The organism is Bacillus yapensis (assembly GCF_005280205.1).
Classification (GTDB): domain Bacteria; phylum Bacillota; class Bacilli; order Bacillales; family Cytobacillaceae; genus Robertmurraya; species Robertmurraya yapensis.
Genome location: NZ_SUND01000003.1, coordinates 200,134 through 215,261 on the forward strand (window position 1 = coordinate 200,134; position 15,128 = coordinate 215,261).

A 15,128-nucleotide genomic window follows, 5' to 3' on the forward strand; every position below is an offset into this window, starting at 1 on the left:
ACCTAACATGCTAGTTCAAACACGAATAATGTTATACTTTATATTCATTATTATATACTACATAATGGAAATGAAAAGAATATTTGTTGATGATTACGCAACACTTTTCAAAATATTTCTATTTTAAAGTTAGAAGGAGCCAAGTTCTTTATGAACCGGCCCCTTTTTTGAAACTCTTATTTTACGATGATTTCTGTTACATTTGCAAAGTTCTTGATGATTTGCGCAAGCTTAACCATCAGGTTTAAACGATTATTCTTTAGCTTTTCATCATCTACCATAACCATCGTGTGGTCAAAATAGTCATTAATTCTACCCTTTAGAGAAACAAGTAGTTCATAAGTTTCTTGTTCAGATACATTGCCCTCTAACGTTTTTTCTACTTCTAGAAGCTGATTATAAAGATTTCGCTCATAATCATTTTCAAAAACTTCCGGCGCAACTGCTCCTGGAGCATTTGCTTTACTAGAAATATTGATGACCCTGCTTAATGCTTCCATACTTTCCTTAAAGCCTTCTTCATCCTTTTTCACATTCAGGATTTCTGCTTTACGAACTAACGATGCGATCACGCCAATTTTTCCAGCTAACAATGCGTCAATTAAGTCATAACGAACGCCACGTTCTTGAAGTAAATGCTTGATTCTGAGCTTAAAGAAGCTTAATAGCTCTTTTTCAAGCTCTTCACGGCTAAGCTTTGCAAAATTAGCCGCTTCAATCATTTCGATGCTTAAGCTTATAAGTTTTTCTAATTCAATATCCCAATTTTTATGAATGAGAGTCTGTACAATCCCTGTTGCCTGTCTACGTAGTGCGTAAGGGTCTTGTGAACCACTTGGAATGACACCGATAGCAATCGTTGATGCGATTGTGTCCAATTTCTCCACAATCGCAAGGGCCGCACCAGCATTCGTTTCTGCTGGAGAATCCTCTGCATTTCTTGGCATATAATGCTCGTTAATCGCTTTTGCAACTAGTACATCTTCACCTTTTTGGATGGCATATTTTTCACCCATAAATCCTTGTAGCTCAGGGAACTCATAAACCATATTCGTGACAAGGTCGAACTTGCTGATTTCCGCTGCTCTAGCTGCAACTTTTTGGTCTGCTTCAGTGAAATTCAGCTCAGCCGTTAACTTATTTGTTAAAGCTTTTACTCTTTCCACCTTTTCAGCAAGGGTTCCAATTTCTTCGTGATAAACAATCGTCTTGAATTTCTCAAGAGCCTTCGCGATTTCCATTTTTTGATCTTCTTTATAGAAGAAGGCCGCATCTGCAAGTCTCGCTCTTAGTACTTTCTCATTTCCTCTAGCGACCGTTTCTAAATGCTGATGATCCCCATTTCGAACGGTTACGAAAAATGGAAGTAGCTTTCCGTCCTTCGATTTTACTGGGAAGTAACGTTGGTGCTCCTTCATTGATGTAATGAGCACTTCCTCTGGTAATTCAAGAAACTCTTCTTCAAATCGGCCAAAAAGAGCTGTCGGATATTCTACTAGGTTATTAACTTCCTCTAATAACTCTTCATCAATCGGGATGATCCAATCATTTTCTTCCTCAATTTTTTTCAATTGAGAAACAATCGCATCTTTTCGTTCTTGACTATTAACAATAACGTATTGACCGAGCAGTGACACTACATATTCTTCTGGAGAAGAAATTTCAACCTTATCCCCTAAGAAACGGTGACCTCTCGTCCATGTACCTGTTGCTACATCTGTAATCTCAAACGGGATCACTTCAGTTCCGAACATAGCCACTAGCCATTTAATCGGTCTAATGTATTTGATTTCCTCATTCGCCCAACGCATATTTTTCGGGAAGGTTAACCCTGTAATAATTTGCTTCAGTTCAGGTAAAAGTGACTTTGTTTCTTGACCTTTAGTGAATTTCTCTACATGAGCGTATTCCACACCATTTATCTCTTTAAAATAAATGTCATCGACACTCATTCCTTGTCCTCGAGTAAATCCAATTGCAGCTTTTGACCAATTGCCATTTTCATCTAAAGCAATCTTCTTAGCAGGTCCCTTTGCTTCCTCTTGAATATCCTCTTGAGCTTCTGAGACGTCATTGATTAGAACTGCTAGGCGACGAGGAGTGGAGTAAGATTTGACGTCACCAATTTCAATTTGCTTTTCAGCAAACCAATTTTTTAGTTTATCTGTCAATTGCTCAATCGAGCTCGTCACAAATCTCGCTGGCATTTCTTCTAAACCAATTTCAATTAGTAAATCCTTACTCATGACGATTCTCCTCCTTTGCCTTTAAAATAGGGAAACCAAGTTTTTCCCGCTCTTCATAAAATGTCTTCGCAATTTTTCTCGCTAAATTACGGCAACGTCCAATATATCCCGTACGTTCTGTAACTGAAATAGCTCCCTTTGCATCTAACAAATTAAAGGTATGAGAACATTTCAGCACATAATCGTAGGCAGGGTGTACAAGACCCTCATCCATTTGGCGGTGAGCTTCTTTTTCATACGTATTAAATAGATTGAACAGCATCTCTGTATCTGAAGTTTCAAACGTATATTTTGAATGCTCATATTCTGGCTGCATGAAAATATCTCGAACTGTGAATCCTTTAGTCCATTCTAAGTCAAATACATTCTCTTTATCTTGAATGTATGAAGCTAATCGTTCAATACCGTAAGTGATTTCAACAGAGACAGGCTTACACTCTAAACCACCAACCTGTTGGAAGTACGTGAACTGTGTAATTTCCATCCCGTCTAACCATACTTCCCAGCCTAAACCAGCACAGCCAAGAGATGGATTCTCCCAGTTGTCCTCAACAAAACGAATATCATGCTCCAAAGGGTTAATTCCTAATGCTCGTAAAGAGTCTAAGTATAGCTCCTGGATGTTATCTGGTGAAGGTTTCATAATAACCTGGAACTGATGGTGCTGATAAAGACGGTTTGGGTTCTCCCCATAGCGACCGTCTGCTGGACGACGAGACGGCTCTACATAGGCCACATTCCAAGGTTCCGGACCAATCGCTCGCAGGAATGTATAGGGACTCATTGTCCCTGCTCCTTTTTCAACATCGTAAGCTTGCATAAGAATACAGCCTTGTTCAGACCAATGCTTCTGCAATGTTAAAATCATGTTTTGAATGTTCATTTTTTTAACTTCCCTTCCTTTTGATTTTCTAGCATATAGAAACAAAAAAAACTCCCGCTCCCATATGCTGTAGTAGCATAGGGACGAGAGTTTACCCGCGGTTCCACCCTATTTGCTGCACAAACATGCAGCCACTTTAAAAGCCAAAAGGCACTCAACGCTCCGGAACGCCTTCCTTAACGCTCTATCTCCTAGCTCACACTATCCTAGGATCGCTTTCATAGAGGGATGTTAAGTACTCTTTTCCATCTTTGCGTTTTAATTAAAAATTATCATATCTAAAAATAATCTCATTGTCAATCTTGACCTAAACCTTTTAAATTTTCCATTTGTTTCAGAAATTTCTTCGTTTTTAAATTCAAACCAGAATACTCATCATAATAAGCAGAAATAATCGTTTTTAACTCTTTTTTTGTTTCATCTTTAACGGAAATATTGCCTAATCTTGAGATATCCAAATAATAAAATAGCCGAAGCAGCTTTACCGTTGCTTGTGAAATTTTAAAGTGGTAAGGATCCTTATCAAGACAACGATGACAAATAAAGCCACCTTCCCGAATAGAAAAAGAGAACTCCCCCTCCGTATTTCCACAAACAGAGCACTGATTCAGTACAGGATATAAACCAAGGGAGTTCAACATCTTCATCTCATATATATTGGACAAAATTTCTGGATCATAGCCTTCGTTCATATAATTTAACGTTTGATAAAGGAGTTCGAACAAAAAAGGATTGGGCTTTCTCTCATCAGTACATTTATCCGTCAAATCAATGATATAGCTTGCAAAGGCTGTGAGAAAGATGTCTTCTTTAATGCTTCTCATAGATGAAATAATATCACCTTGCTGGAGGTTTCCTAATCCGGAACCCTTTTTAACTAAAAAATAACCATATGTAAAAGGTTGGGTGACAGCCGCCAGGCGACTATTCGGCTTCTTAGCCCCGCCTGCCATCACACCAACCTTTCCCCATTCTCGGGTATATAAAGTAACAACCTTATTTGCTTCACCATAGTGACTTGTACGAATGACGATGCCTTCACATTTTTGAAGCATCGGTCAACACCATCCTATTACAGGACAAACACTAGAGGTATGGAAACTTCTCTGCTAGCTCGTGCGTCTGATTTTCGGGTATTTCTTGATTCTCTTTCTCCAATTCCTTGTAGAGAAGATACGTGTCAATATTACCTGTCTCCGAAAATACTTTCCAGGTAAAATCTAACATCAAAAACCCCACCTTTCAATTTTTCGACTAGCAATTACTATCCCAAATCCTTAACTATATCTTAGCCCTGCCATAATAATTTCATGTGACGTAAATTTTGTTAATCACTTTTTACACATACATTTCGAATTACAAAAACATGCATAATCCTAGAGCTTGCTTAATACCATAGAAAAGGACAATAGATCCGATTAATACTCATCTTCTCGGAATCCAAAATCGCGTAACTGTGTCATTTTATTACGCCAATCCTTTTGCACCTTAACCCAAAGTTCTAAAAATACTTTCGAGCCTAAAAGATTTTCAATATCGATTCGCGCTCTTTTTCCGATTTCTTTCAGCATACTTCCTTGCTTACCGATAATAATCCCTTTTTGTGAATCTCTTTCGACGATGACAGTAGCCATAACATGGATGACATCCTTATCGTCCATCTTTATCATTCGATCAATAACAACTGCAAGTGAATGAGGAATTTCCTCTCTTGTTAAATGGAGAGCCTTTTCTCGAATTAACTCAGATACAATAAAGTGTTCTGGATGATCCGTGACCTGGTCAGCTGGATAATATTGTGGACCTTCAGGTAAGTATTTTTTAACTTGCTCAAGAAGCGTTTCTACATTGTTTCCTTCTAGCGCTGAAATCGGAAGGATTTCTGCGAATTGATACTTCTCTTTATACGATTCAATAATTTTAAATAGATCGTCTGGATGAATTTGATCAATTTTATTAATCACAAGGAAAATCGGTGTTTTTACGTTGCTGAATTTCTCGATGATGAATTCCTCACCACGACCGTATCCTTCCTCTGCGTTCACCATAAATAGGACAATATCTACTTCTTTTAAAGTGTTTTGGGCAACCTTCATCATAAAGTCACCAAGCTTATGCTTAGGCTTATGAATTCCAGGAGTGTCGATAAAAATCAATTGTGAGTCGTCTGTTGTTAAGACTCCTTGCACCTTATTACGAGTTGTTTGTGGCTTATCACTCATAATCGCAATTTTTTGTCCAATAACTCGGTTCAAAAAGGTTGATTTCCCAACGTTAGGGCGTCCGATAATAGAGATAAAGCCTGATTTGTGTTCTTGTTGTTTTTTGTTATTCATGTAAGTCCTCCGGTGAAAATGCCCCTGGCAATAATTCTTCTAATGTTAGTTCTTTAATATCCCCTTTTAGGTTCGTTAAAACAATTTTCATGTCTTTTGGGCACAATTCGGTAATGACCTGACGACATGCTCCACATGGAGGTACTGGTCTGTCCGTATCTGCAACCACTGCTAGGGTCGTAAAGTTCTTATCCCCTTCCGAAATTGCCTTAAATAGCGCAGTTCTTTCAGCACAATTCGTCATGCTATATGCCGCATTCTCTATATTACAGCCATGGTATACTTTTCCGTCTGACGTTAGAAGGGCTGCACCAACTTTAAATTTGGAATATGGTACGTATGCTTTTTCTCTTGCAACTTTTGATTCTGCAATTAAATCCTCAAGCTTCACAAAAATACTTCCTTTCGTTTCAAAAGACTACTGTTCCTATATTTTACCGCATTTTCACTTCATTTTCATTATTTGTTGCAAAAATGTAATAAAAGAATTAGAATTTTCTAAAAACTTATCCATAATTCAAAACATATGGTTATGTTATTTTAACCCTTTCTATAAGCAGATACAAACTTTTACGGAGTTCTTTTATCAGCAATGGTTGAATCAAACGCAAAAAGAACTGCCAAAAAGACAGTTCTAGGTTGGTTATATAATTTTCGGCAGGAATATAATGATTCCGACAATCACCGATAGAATCGCATAGACAAATGTGGCTCCTGCTGCAATATCCTTTGCTTGTTTTGCCAAAGGATGATAATCCTTTGTAACAAGGTCAACAATTCTTTCAATTGCTGTATTCACAAGCTCTAATGCAATCACGCCACCAATGGCAAATAGGATAAAGAGCCATTCAATTGTGGATAATTTCAAGACAAAACTAGCAATCAATACAATCACCGAAACACTCACGTGAATGCGCATATTTCGTTCTTTTATGAGTGTATGGGTAATCCCCTGTATAGCATTTTGAAATGAACGAATGACGTTTCTGGACTTAAACCTATTTTTATCGTTGTAATCCGTATTCATCTAAAATATCCTTTTGCCGACCGAACATAATTTTTTCATCTTCCTCATTTTCATGGTCATAACCTAATAAATGAAGAAGCCCATGGACCGCTAAAAATCCCATTTCACGTTCAAAGCTATGTCCATACTCCGCAGCCTGTTCCTCAGCTTTTTTAATCGAGATAATGATATCGCCAAGTACTCTTGGCATATCCCCACCGCTTACTTCGATTTCCCCTTCACCCATTTCCTCTAGGGCGAAAGAAATTACGTCAGTTGCATAATCTTTGTCGCGGTACTCACGGTTTATTTCTTGGATTCTGTCGTTACTCACAAAGGTTACAGATAGCTCACTACCTGCTTCGACTTCCTCTTTACGAGCTGCAAAATTAAGTAATTCCTCCAATGTACTGAGCATTTCCTCTGATAATTCATTTGTTTCATCTAAAAAATCAATACTTAAACTCATGCTTGTTTCACCTTCTGCTTTGTCATTTCTGGATATTCGATTCGAGAATGAAAAATTCCCTTTAATGTTTCACAAAATGTATTTGCGACAATTTCCAATTCCTTCAGAGTCAAATCACATTCGTTCAATTGCCCATCCTGAAGCCTGTCAGCAATAATGTTACGAACCAATCCTTCAATTTGCTCTGGCGTTGGGCTGGTCATCGACCGGACAGCTGCTTCAACACTGTCAGCAATCCCTATGATTGCCGTTTCCTTCGTTTGCGCCTTAGGACCTGGATAACGGTAATCCTTTTCTTCAACATCTAACCCGCTTTCCTTCGCCTTATGATAAAAGAATTTTAATAATGTGGTACCGTGATGTTGTTCAGCAATATCCACAATTTCCTTCGGCATTTTATGCTTACGTAAAATCTCTGCCCCATCTGTTGCGTGAGCAATAATAATATTCTTACTCGTTTGCGGCGGCAGGCGGTCATGAGGATTCTCAATATTCATTTGATTCTCGATAAAAAACTGCGGACGGTTTGTTTTCCCAATATCATGATAATAACAGCCTACTCTCGCAAGTAACCCATTGGCTCCAATCGCTTCACACGCTGATTCAGAAAGGTTTGCGACCATGACACTATGATGGTACGTCCCTGATGCTTCGGTTAATATTTTTCTTAACAATGGATGATTTGGATTCGACAATTCAATTAGCCTCATCGTTGATAAAATTCCAAATCCAGCTTCAAAAAATGGTAAGAAGCCGATCGTTAATACAGCAGAGATAATTCCTGAGATAAGAGCTGCTGAAATATAAAATGTGTAATCTAGGGCATTATAATGTGCATTTTGCATAAAACCTAACGCAAATATAACAACTAAGTTAATTAAGGAGATAAACAGCCCAGCCTGCAGTATTTTACTCCGCTGATTCTTTTTATTTAAGAACAGAATCCCCGCAATTCCACTGCACAATATGTAAATACCAACATTCATGTTTAAAGAACTGGTGATCCCTTCGTTAAAAATGATGCTTGCGCAAAGCGCTACAATCACTGTCCAAATGAAAGCAATGCGTTCGTCAATCATGATTTTTAAAAGCATAGCTCCCATTGCGACTGGGTATACATAGCCAATTTCTGAATAGCCAATATTGATATAGCTAATCCCTTTGAGGATCCCTATTGATAATATAAAAATAATACTGAAAAGGAGCAAATAATTTTGCTTCGTTTCTCTTCTCACATTTAAATCATTAAAATAATAATATACTGCAAGTATCATCAAACCAATTACTAAGAAAAGGCCAAGAAAAGGTAAAAGAGAATTTTCACTATCCAGCAATCCTACAAGCTCCAATTGACGGTATATCTCGGGATTGATCAATTGATTCTCTTCAACAATAATTTGCCCCTGCAAAATTTTAGCAGGCTCGACTCCTTCTCTTGCTTGCTGTCTAAGCTCTTGAGTAGCATTTACATCAAAGAACTCATTTTGCATGATCGCATATCGACCTAGCTCGATGACAGCATTTCTTAAACCGTTTTCAAGGTTTGTGAACTTTAATTCCTCTTCCACACGCTTCTTACCGTTTTCTACTTCATCAGCCGGGATACGATTGCTCATCACATTATTAATGGCCGTAACAGTTAAATCCTTGGCAATGGAAAGCTGTGATGCAGAAGATGAGACAAGTGAAGTAAACGTCGTATCTGAAACATCCTTTGCTACATCCTCAGTTAGTCTCTCTTTGAGCATTGTTACTTTTTCTTCGACTGTAGGAGGTTCAATAACAGGGGCGTCCTCATTTTCAACCCCAGAATCTTCGGAAATAACTTCTGCTTCTGCCTCTTTAACGACTTCAGCAGCTGAATCAAAAATAGAGGTAACGAGATCAACCCGATTTTCATTAATTTCTTTTTTTAGAACATAAACATCTTTTACCTGTGATTCCGCAGCTTCTCTCTTCTTTTCCGTACTCTCTTGATCAGAAACTGTTACAGGGGAGCGAATCGCTTCTGTAGCAACTGAAAAAAGATTTAAATTAAGCTTTTCAGGTTTCACATTGCTAAACATGGCCACATAAAGAATAAAACCTATGATCAAAAATAACAGCACTCTGAAAAAAGTGACGTCTAATAGGTTACGAATTTTGGCTAATTGTCGCTGAAGCTTTTCCATTTCATTTCCTCCTATCTTGGCAATTGTGAGCCAGATAAGCCTTAATGCGATATTTTTCTCCATAAATGGGCACATGCTATTTATAATATACAGAATCTATAATGACTTATGAAAATGATAACAGTTTTCCAAGTAACTTTCACCTAAAAAAAGGAATCTGTAATTAAATAATTACCGTCACATCTCCATTATAGACAGAATATGTACAAAAAAGCCGTTTGGTGCGTCCAAACGGCTTAATTTTCATTTGATTCAGTTTCGTAGGCTTGAATAATTTTGGCGACTAGCGGATGACGCACAACGTCACTTTGCTCTAAATAAATGACACCAATGTCATTAACCCCTTGAAGTCTCTTCTCTGCTTCTATTAAACCAGACTGTACCCCTTTTGGAAGATCAATCTGCGTTTTATCTCCTGTAATAATCATCTTTGAGCCAAACCCCAGACGAGTCAGGAACATTTTCATTTGTGCTTTTGTTGTGTTTTGAGCCTCATCCAAGATAACATAAGCATCATCAAGCGTACGACCGCGCATATAAGCAAGAGGTGCAATTTCAATCGTTCCTCTATCGATTAGCCTGCCAGTATGCTCAACTCCTAATATATCATGGAGCGCATCATAAAGAGGTCTTAAATACGGATCAACCTTTTCCTTTAAATCTCCTGGTAAAAATCCTAGGCTTTCCCCAGCTTCAACGGCAGGGCGAGTTAGAATAATTCGCTTCACCTGTCCATTTTTCAGAGCTGTGATAGCCATTACAACAGCCAAATACGTTTTTCCAGTCCCAGCAGGTCCAATTCCAAATACCAAGTCATTCTTTTTCATTGCTTGGATATATTGTCGTTGGCCTAGGGTTTTTACACGAATCGACTGGCCTTTTGCATTCTTTGTTATTTCTTCCTCATACATATCCTTAAAATAGTCGAGCGTTCCTTTTCTTGCCATTTGAACAGCATACATCACGTCTCGACCTGAAATATTAATTCCTTTTCGAATAACATATAGGAGTTTTTCAATGATTCTACTGACCAATTCAACGTCTTCTTCGTTACCGGAAAGGTAAATCGTTTCCCCTCTTGTAACGACAGAAACCTTTAATTCATCTTCAATGATTTTAAGATTGGCATCAGCATTCCCTAATAAGGATATTGCTTCATTTGGATTTTCTAATTGCATTTTAATCGTCGTCAATTCTTCTGTCATTCCGACACTCCTTGAATGATTGGGTATGATTTTGCAATATTCTCGATGACTTGGAAATGTATTAATAAATATACTTTACCATTCTGGGTTGTTTGGCGCAAAACTTTTTCCCCTTTAATAGTAGCATCTTCCGGAATATCATTTTTTATATCTTGTCGTGCCATTTCTTTCGCAACCTCTATCGCTTCATTCTCAGAATACGTTCTCATAACCTTTTCACTCTCTCTATGCGTTTCTTCAATATAAGAGATAGGTAATTCCCATTTAAGAAAGCGAAAAGTTTTTTCCTCTTTTTCCGTTTCGTACGTTTTAAACTCAGTCTTTCCAAAGCCCCAAATAGGCAGTGAAAATGAGCCCAATTTAAGATAATGCTTTCTCTTTTCATTTCCAGTAAAGACTTTAAAGTTTGTTTTTAATGAAATCGATACTTCAGACTTGTACCATGTTTCCCCAAAAACTTCTCCTTTAGCAGAAACAGACTTCGTTTTCCCTTCTTTTCCAATACTTCCGGAGACAAGTAATTGCCCTGGTTTTACATAGTCATTTATGTCAACGACAGGCTGACCTTCCTCAACAAACATATCAACAATGACTGCTTTCTTGGTGGCAATTAAATTTTGCGGACCAAGCTTCTCAGGTTGTTCTGGAATCGTTTTTTCAACAACCTGAAGATGATAGGTTGTCCCTTGTAATTCCACTCCAACCCATGTGATTTCCTCTAAATTGTCTGTAATGGCTCGTTGAATTCCTTCCGGGTCCGCTAAAAAAAATTGTAGTTTCCCGGTTTGAACACCAATTTTATCAAGTTCTTTTCTAATCTTATGTTCCGTTTCTGGGTCCGCTCCGTTTATTTCAATGCCCCAAACCATGTTGGACAGTACAAAAATAACCGCTGCAAAAATGAGAGCTCCGACGAAGAAACCGCTATTCTTCAGTATCCTTTTGAGTATAAACGGAAAGCCTGTCCTTCGTAAAAATTCCACTTTACAGCCTGATTTTCGAACAATTGGCCGCAATCTTTTTATTTCTGCTAAAGATATTTTAAAGGTTAATGTTTCTTCCCCGTGCTTTTTCAAATCCCAAATTTTAATTCCACTTCTTGTCAAATTATTAATAAATCTTTCCAAACCTTGACCTGATGCTTTCGCTGTGACGACTCCTGTATAATAATAAATCCATTGGTTTCTCATCACTACCCTCCTAAACATCTACACTTATATAAACTTGAATGTTGATTTCGCACTAGCTCTTAAGCAGGTCAGTCCCGTAAGCTTTTAATTTAGTCTTACGAGACTTACACTTCCCACTCCAATCAACATGAAATATAATTTGTGTTTGGTCTCAATCATTCACATAAATCACTTGATCAATCTTTCCTTCGAGCATGATTTCTTCAGGGAGGATTGTTTTGATAACAAAGGCTTTTCCTTTTACTAATAGTTGCCCTTGTTTTAAAAGAAGCCTGACTTCCTTATCAGAAAAAGCAAGTAATCCTCGGTGGTTCTCAATGTATATGTGAATTTGTCCAATCATTGTAATACGGGGAAGGTCCATCATGACATCTTGTGGAAGCTCCATATGCTTCGTCATCCAGTTCTTAACCTGATGTCCCCACTTTTTTGCCATAAAAAAAGAACCCCCTTTCATCTCATAATATGAGATAAAAGAAGGTTCTAGCACTTCTTTTTAATTCCCCTACCTATGCATCGAACGGTGGGGCTTTCGCGCTCTTGGAGGTCCAAGTATTTCAGACCAAATAACCGCATCCGCAAGCTTGTTTGAATCTACCTGAAAATCACTTTTTTCTTGAAGGGTCGGGGCGTCAATACTACGTTTTACCTCGTTCGACCTAATTTTTCGCTCTAGCTCTTCTGCATCACGCTTAAGTGAATCAGCTTTCCTTTGAGCTTCTAGATAATCATCCTGAATAGACCTAACTGGTTGGACAGGCTCTTCATGATAAACCTCCGCTTTTTGCAAAGGTTTAACTTCAGGAATAGAATCAAAGTTAGGCAGTTGTACCGTTTCCCAAAAATTCTTCGACTTTTTCTTCGTAGGCTTTGTCTCGTTTTTCCCCTTCTTAAAAATGGACGAGATGATCCCTACAAGAATCACAATAATTAAAGGATTGTCTAATAAAAATTGCAAGAGAGATTACCTCCCTTCTATTTTGGAGAGCTTAATCCTGCTTCTTATCTTTTTTGTCTCCAGAAATTTTGCCGATAGAATCTCTCATTTCTGTATCAGCTTCAATATTGCGGATATTCATATAATCCATGACACCCATATTTCCTGATTTAAGCGCATCAGCCATAGCAAGAGGTACAGTCGCTTCTGCTTCCACTACCTTCGCTCTCATTTCCTCAACTTTTGCCTTCATTTCTTGTTCTTGTGCAACCGCCATCGCACGACGCTCTTCTGCTTTTGCCTGAGCGATTTTCTTATCCGCTTCAGCCTGATCCGTTTGAAGAATCGCACCAATGTTTTTACCGATATCAACGTCGGCAATATCAATCGATAAGATTTCAAAGGCAGTACCTGAATCTAATCCTTTTGATAATACAGTTTGCGAAATCAAATCCGGATTCTCTAACACTTTTTTATGGTTTTCCGAAGAACCGATCGTAGAAACGATCCCTTCACCTACACGAGCGATAATCGTTTCTTCCCCTGCACCACCGACAAGTCGTTCGATATTTGCTCGCACTGTAATTCTTGCTTTTGCCTTTACCTCAATCCCATCCATTGCCACACCGGCAATAAACGGTGTTTCGATAACTTTCGGATTAACACTCATTTGAACCGCTTCTAATACATCACGTCCAGCTAAATCAATTGCTGCGCAACGTTCGAAAGTAAGCTCGATATTTGCTCTTTGAGCCGCAATTAACGCATTTACAACACGGTCAACATTTCCTCCTGCTAGGTAATGGCTCTCTAGCTGATTCGTCGTCACATTAATTCCTGCTTTATGGGCCTTAATTAATGGATTGATAACACGATTTGGAATAACACGACGAAGTCTCATTCCAATTAATGTAAAAATACTAACTCTGACTCCTGCAGCTAATGCTGAAATCCACAGCATCACAGGGACAAACGTTAATAAGACACCGATAAGAATAATTGCTAAAACAATAGCAACTATTAATAGGGCAAATGGAGCTGTAATATTCATGATTTATTCCTCCTTTTGATCTGGTACTTCTCTAACAACAATTCTTGCGCCTTCCACTTTAACAATTTTTACTTTTTTGTCCTTTAAAATGAAAGAACCTTCACTTACGACATCAATCCGTTCATCTTTAACCAAAACTGTTCCAGCTGGACGAAGCGCCGTCATTGTAATACCTTCTAATCCAAGTAACTCTGTTCTGTTTTTATTTGAAACATAGCCACTTTCTGTATTCGTGGAATCGGTTAAAATAATCTTTTTAAATAGACTCATCTTTTTACCAAACACCTTTACCATTAGGATAGATGCCAAAATTGAAATACCTATTGCAATAAGCAAAGAGATTCCCATATGAATGATATTATCAGTCGCTAAGAACAAGCTTGCTAAAATGGAAATGAATCCAATTATTCCTGCAATCCCACCTGGAAGGAAAAATTCTAAAATAATTAATCCGACTCCAAGGACAAACAAAATTATCGTTTCCATGCCTGCGAGTCCGGCTACTAGATGTCCGTAGAAGAAAAGCAGTAACGAAGATAAGCCCATAAATCCTGGGATTCCAAAGCCTGGTGAGTATAACTCAACGACAAGACCAAGGCTACCGATAGTGAGCAAAATAGGCACGACCACGGGATGAGTAATAAAACGAGCAAGCTTTTCCGCAAAGCTTTCTTCAACCGAACGAAGTTCTGCATTTGGGTAGCCAATCTGTTCTAAAACATCGTTCAAATTGGTAACAGTACCATTTGAATAGCCAACCTCCGCAGCTTGATTCGACGTTAAGGTAAGAAATTTGCCTTTTGGAGCTCCGTATTCAGGGAGATCGACCTCTGGATCAGCCATTGCCAAAGCATAAATCGGATCCCGTCCACTTTGCTCAGCAGCACCCTTCATCGCACTTAACCAATAGGACTGCGCCTTTTCATCAGCTGCATTTCCTTCTTGATCAATAATGCCAGCTGCTCCAATACTTGAGCCTGGTACCATATAAATTTCATCCGTATTTAAAGCAATATAGGCACCTGCTGACAACGCTTTGTTGTTGATATAGGAAACCGTTTTTAGCGAGGTAGAAGTTAATAACTTCCCAATTTCACCGGCTGCATCAACGACACCACCAGGAGTATTAATTTCAAAAATAATTGCTCTTGCATTCGCTTCTTCGGCAGTTTCAACAGCCCTTGTTAAAAAAGCATGTAATCCTTTTTCAACATTTTCTTTCAGCGGAACGACATAAACAACATCATTATTAGCTTTACCATGAGCTGGGAGAAGCATAACGACTAATGCCGCTAAAAAAGAAAGGGTTATGACCAATCGTCTAATTGTCAACTGGTTTCCCACGAACTTCCCTCCTTTCAAAAACGTATCGACAATAATATTACGAACAAGTATGAAAAAGGTTTCATTTTATTTACATTAATGTACGCTGTTTCCCTATTGATTGTTGTTTTTTTCGTAAATGTCTTAATTTTTTTCTTCGAAAAAAATCTAAAGCCGACATTTACACCTCATAGGAGGTTTGGTACTACAAATGATTTTTGCACGGCACTTTTCGCAGCATTTTATTGTTTTTAAAAGGCAGTATCGCTTGTTATTTAATCACAATTATCTAGAAGCAACATCTTTGCGAA

At 38.2% G+C, this 15,128-nt stretch carries 15 protein-coding genes and 1 other annotated feature; all 15 genes read right to left on the reverse strand.

The genetic code is table 11. The features are described 5' to 3' along the window. Positions 1-176: 176 nt before the first annotated feature. A complete protein-coding gene (glyS, locus tag FAR12_RS05360) occupies positions 177-2,246 on the reverse strand; it encodes a glycine--tRNA ligase subunit beta (RefSeq protein ID WP_126407106.1) in 2,070 nt (689 codons plus the stop codon). Next, complete coding sequence (gene glyQ / locus FAR12_RS05365) at positions 2,239-3,129, reverse strand: glycine--tRNA ligase subunit alpha (RefSeq protein WP_126407108.1); 891 nt, start codon at positions 3,127-3,129, stop codon at positions 2,239-2,241. Before glyQ ends, glyS begins: the two co-directional genes overlap by 8 nt. Before the next feature lie 76 nt (positions 3,130-3,205). Then, positions 3,206-3,390: a binding site (T-box leader), on the reverse strand. Positions 3,391-3,425: 35 nt separating this feature from the next. Further along, positions 3,426-4,184 (reverse strand): DNA repair protein RecO, encoded by a 759-nt coding sequence (gene recO, locus FAR12_RS05370; RefSeq protein WP_126407110.1) that lies wholly within the window; start codon positions 4,182-4,184, stop codon positions 3,426-3,428. Positions 4,185-4,215: 31 nt separating this feature from the next. After that, positions 4,216-4,356: a YqzL family protein gene (locus FAR12_RS05375; RefSeq protein WP_126407112.1), complete on the reverse strand. Its 141-nt coding sequence runs from the start codon at positions 4,354-4,356 to the stop codon at positions 4,216-4,218. Between the two features lie 191 nt (positions 4,357-4,547). Next, positions 4,548-5,465, reverse strand: a complete 918-nt coding sequence (era, locus tag FAR12_RS05380) for a GTPase Era (protein WP_126407114.1) — start codon at positions 5,463-5,465, stop codon at positions 4,548-4,550. Beyond that, positions 5,458-5,856 carry a cytidine deaminase gene (locus FAR12_RS05385; RefSeq protein ID WP_126407116.1) on the reverse strand — a complete coding sequence of 133 codons (399 nt, stop codon included), beginning with the start codon at positions 5,854-5,856 and terminating at the stop codon, positions 5,458-5,460. Before FAR12_RS05385 ends, era begins: the two co-directional genes overlap by 8 nt. 252 nt (positions 5,857-6,108) lie before the next feature. Next, positions 6,109-6,492 (reverse strand): diacylglycerol kinase family protein, encoded by a 384-nt coding sequence (locus tag FAR12_RS05390; protein WP_126407118.1) that lies wholly within the window; start codon positions 6,490-6,492, stop codon positions 6,109-6,111. Then, on the reverse strand, positions 6,470-6,940 hold the full coding sequence (gene ybeY / locus FAR12_RS05395) for an rRNA maturation RNase YbeY (protein WP_126407120.1): 471 nt from the start codon (positions 6,938-6,940) through the stop codon (positions 6,470-6,472). The genes FAR12_RS05390 and ybeY overlap by 23 nt, the downstream gene beginning before the upstream one ends. Beyond that, positions 6,937-9,111: an HD family phosphohydrolase gene (locus FAR12_RS05400; protein ID WP_126407122.1), complete on the reverse strand. Its 2,175-nt coding sequence runs from the start codon at positions 9,109-9,111 to the stop codon at positions 6,937-6,939. Before FAR12_RS05400 ends, ybeY begins: the two co-directional genes overlap by 4 nt. A gap of 236 nt (positions 9,112-9,347) precedes the next feature. After that, entirely contained in the window at positions 9,348-10,316 is a 969-nt protein-coding gene (locus tag FAR12_RS05405) for a PhoH family protein (protein ID WP_126407123.1), read from the reverse strand. Beyond that, on the reverse strand, positions 10,313-11,506 hold the full coding sequence (gene yqfD, locus FAR12_RS05410) for a sporulation protein YqfD (protein ID WP_126407125.1): 1,194 nt from the start codon (positions 11,504-11,506) through the stop codon (positions 10,313-10,315). The genes FAR12_RS05405 and yqfD overlap by 4 nt, the downstream gene beginning before the upstream one ends. Positions 11,507-11,657: 151 nt before the next feature. Then, positions 11,658-11,942: a sporulation protein YqfC gene (gene yqfC / locus FAR12_RS05415; protein WP_126407127.1), complete on the reverse strand. Its 285-nt coding sequence runs from the start codon at positions 11,940-11,942 to the stop codon at positions 11,658-11,660. Between the two features lie 69 nt (positions 11,943-12,011). Further along, entirely contained in the window at positions 12,012-12,464 is a 453-nt protein-coding gene (locus tag FAR12_RS05420) for a hypothetical protein (RefSeq protein ID WP_126407129.1), read from the reverse strand. Positions 12,465-12,495: 31 nt separating this feature from the next. Next, positions 12,496-13,494: a flotillin-like protein FloA gene (gene floA, locus FAR12_RS05425; protein ID WP_126407131.1), complete on the reverse strand. Its 999-nt coding sequence runs from the start codon at positions 13,492-13,494 to the stop codon at positions 12,496-12,498. Between the two features lie 3 nt (positions 13,495-13,497). After that, entirely contained in the window at positions 13,498-14,772 is a 1,275-nt protein-coding gene (locus FAR12_RS05430; protein ID WP_126407429.1) for an NfeD family protein, read from the reverse strand. Positions 14,773-15,128 lie beyond the last annotated feature (356 nt).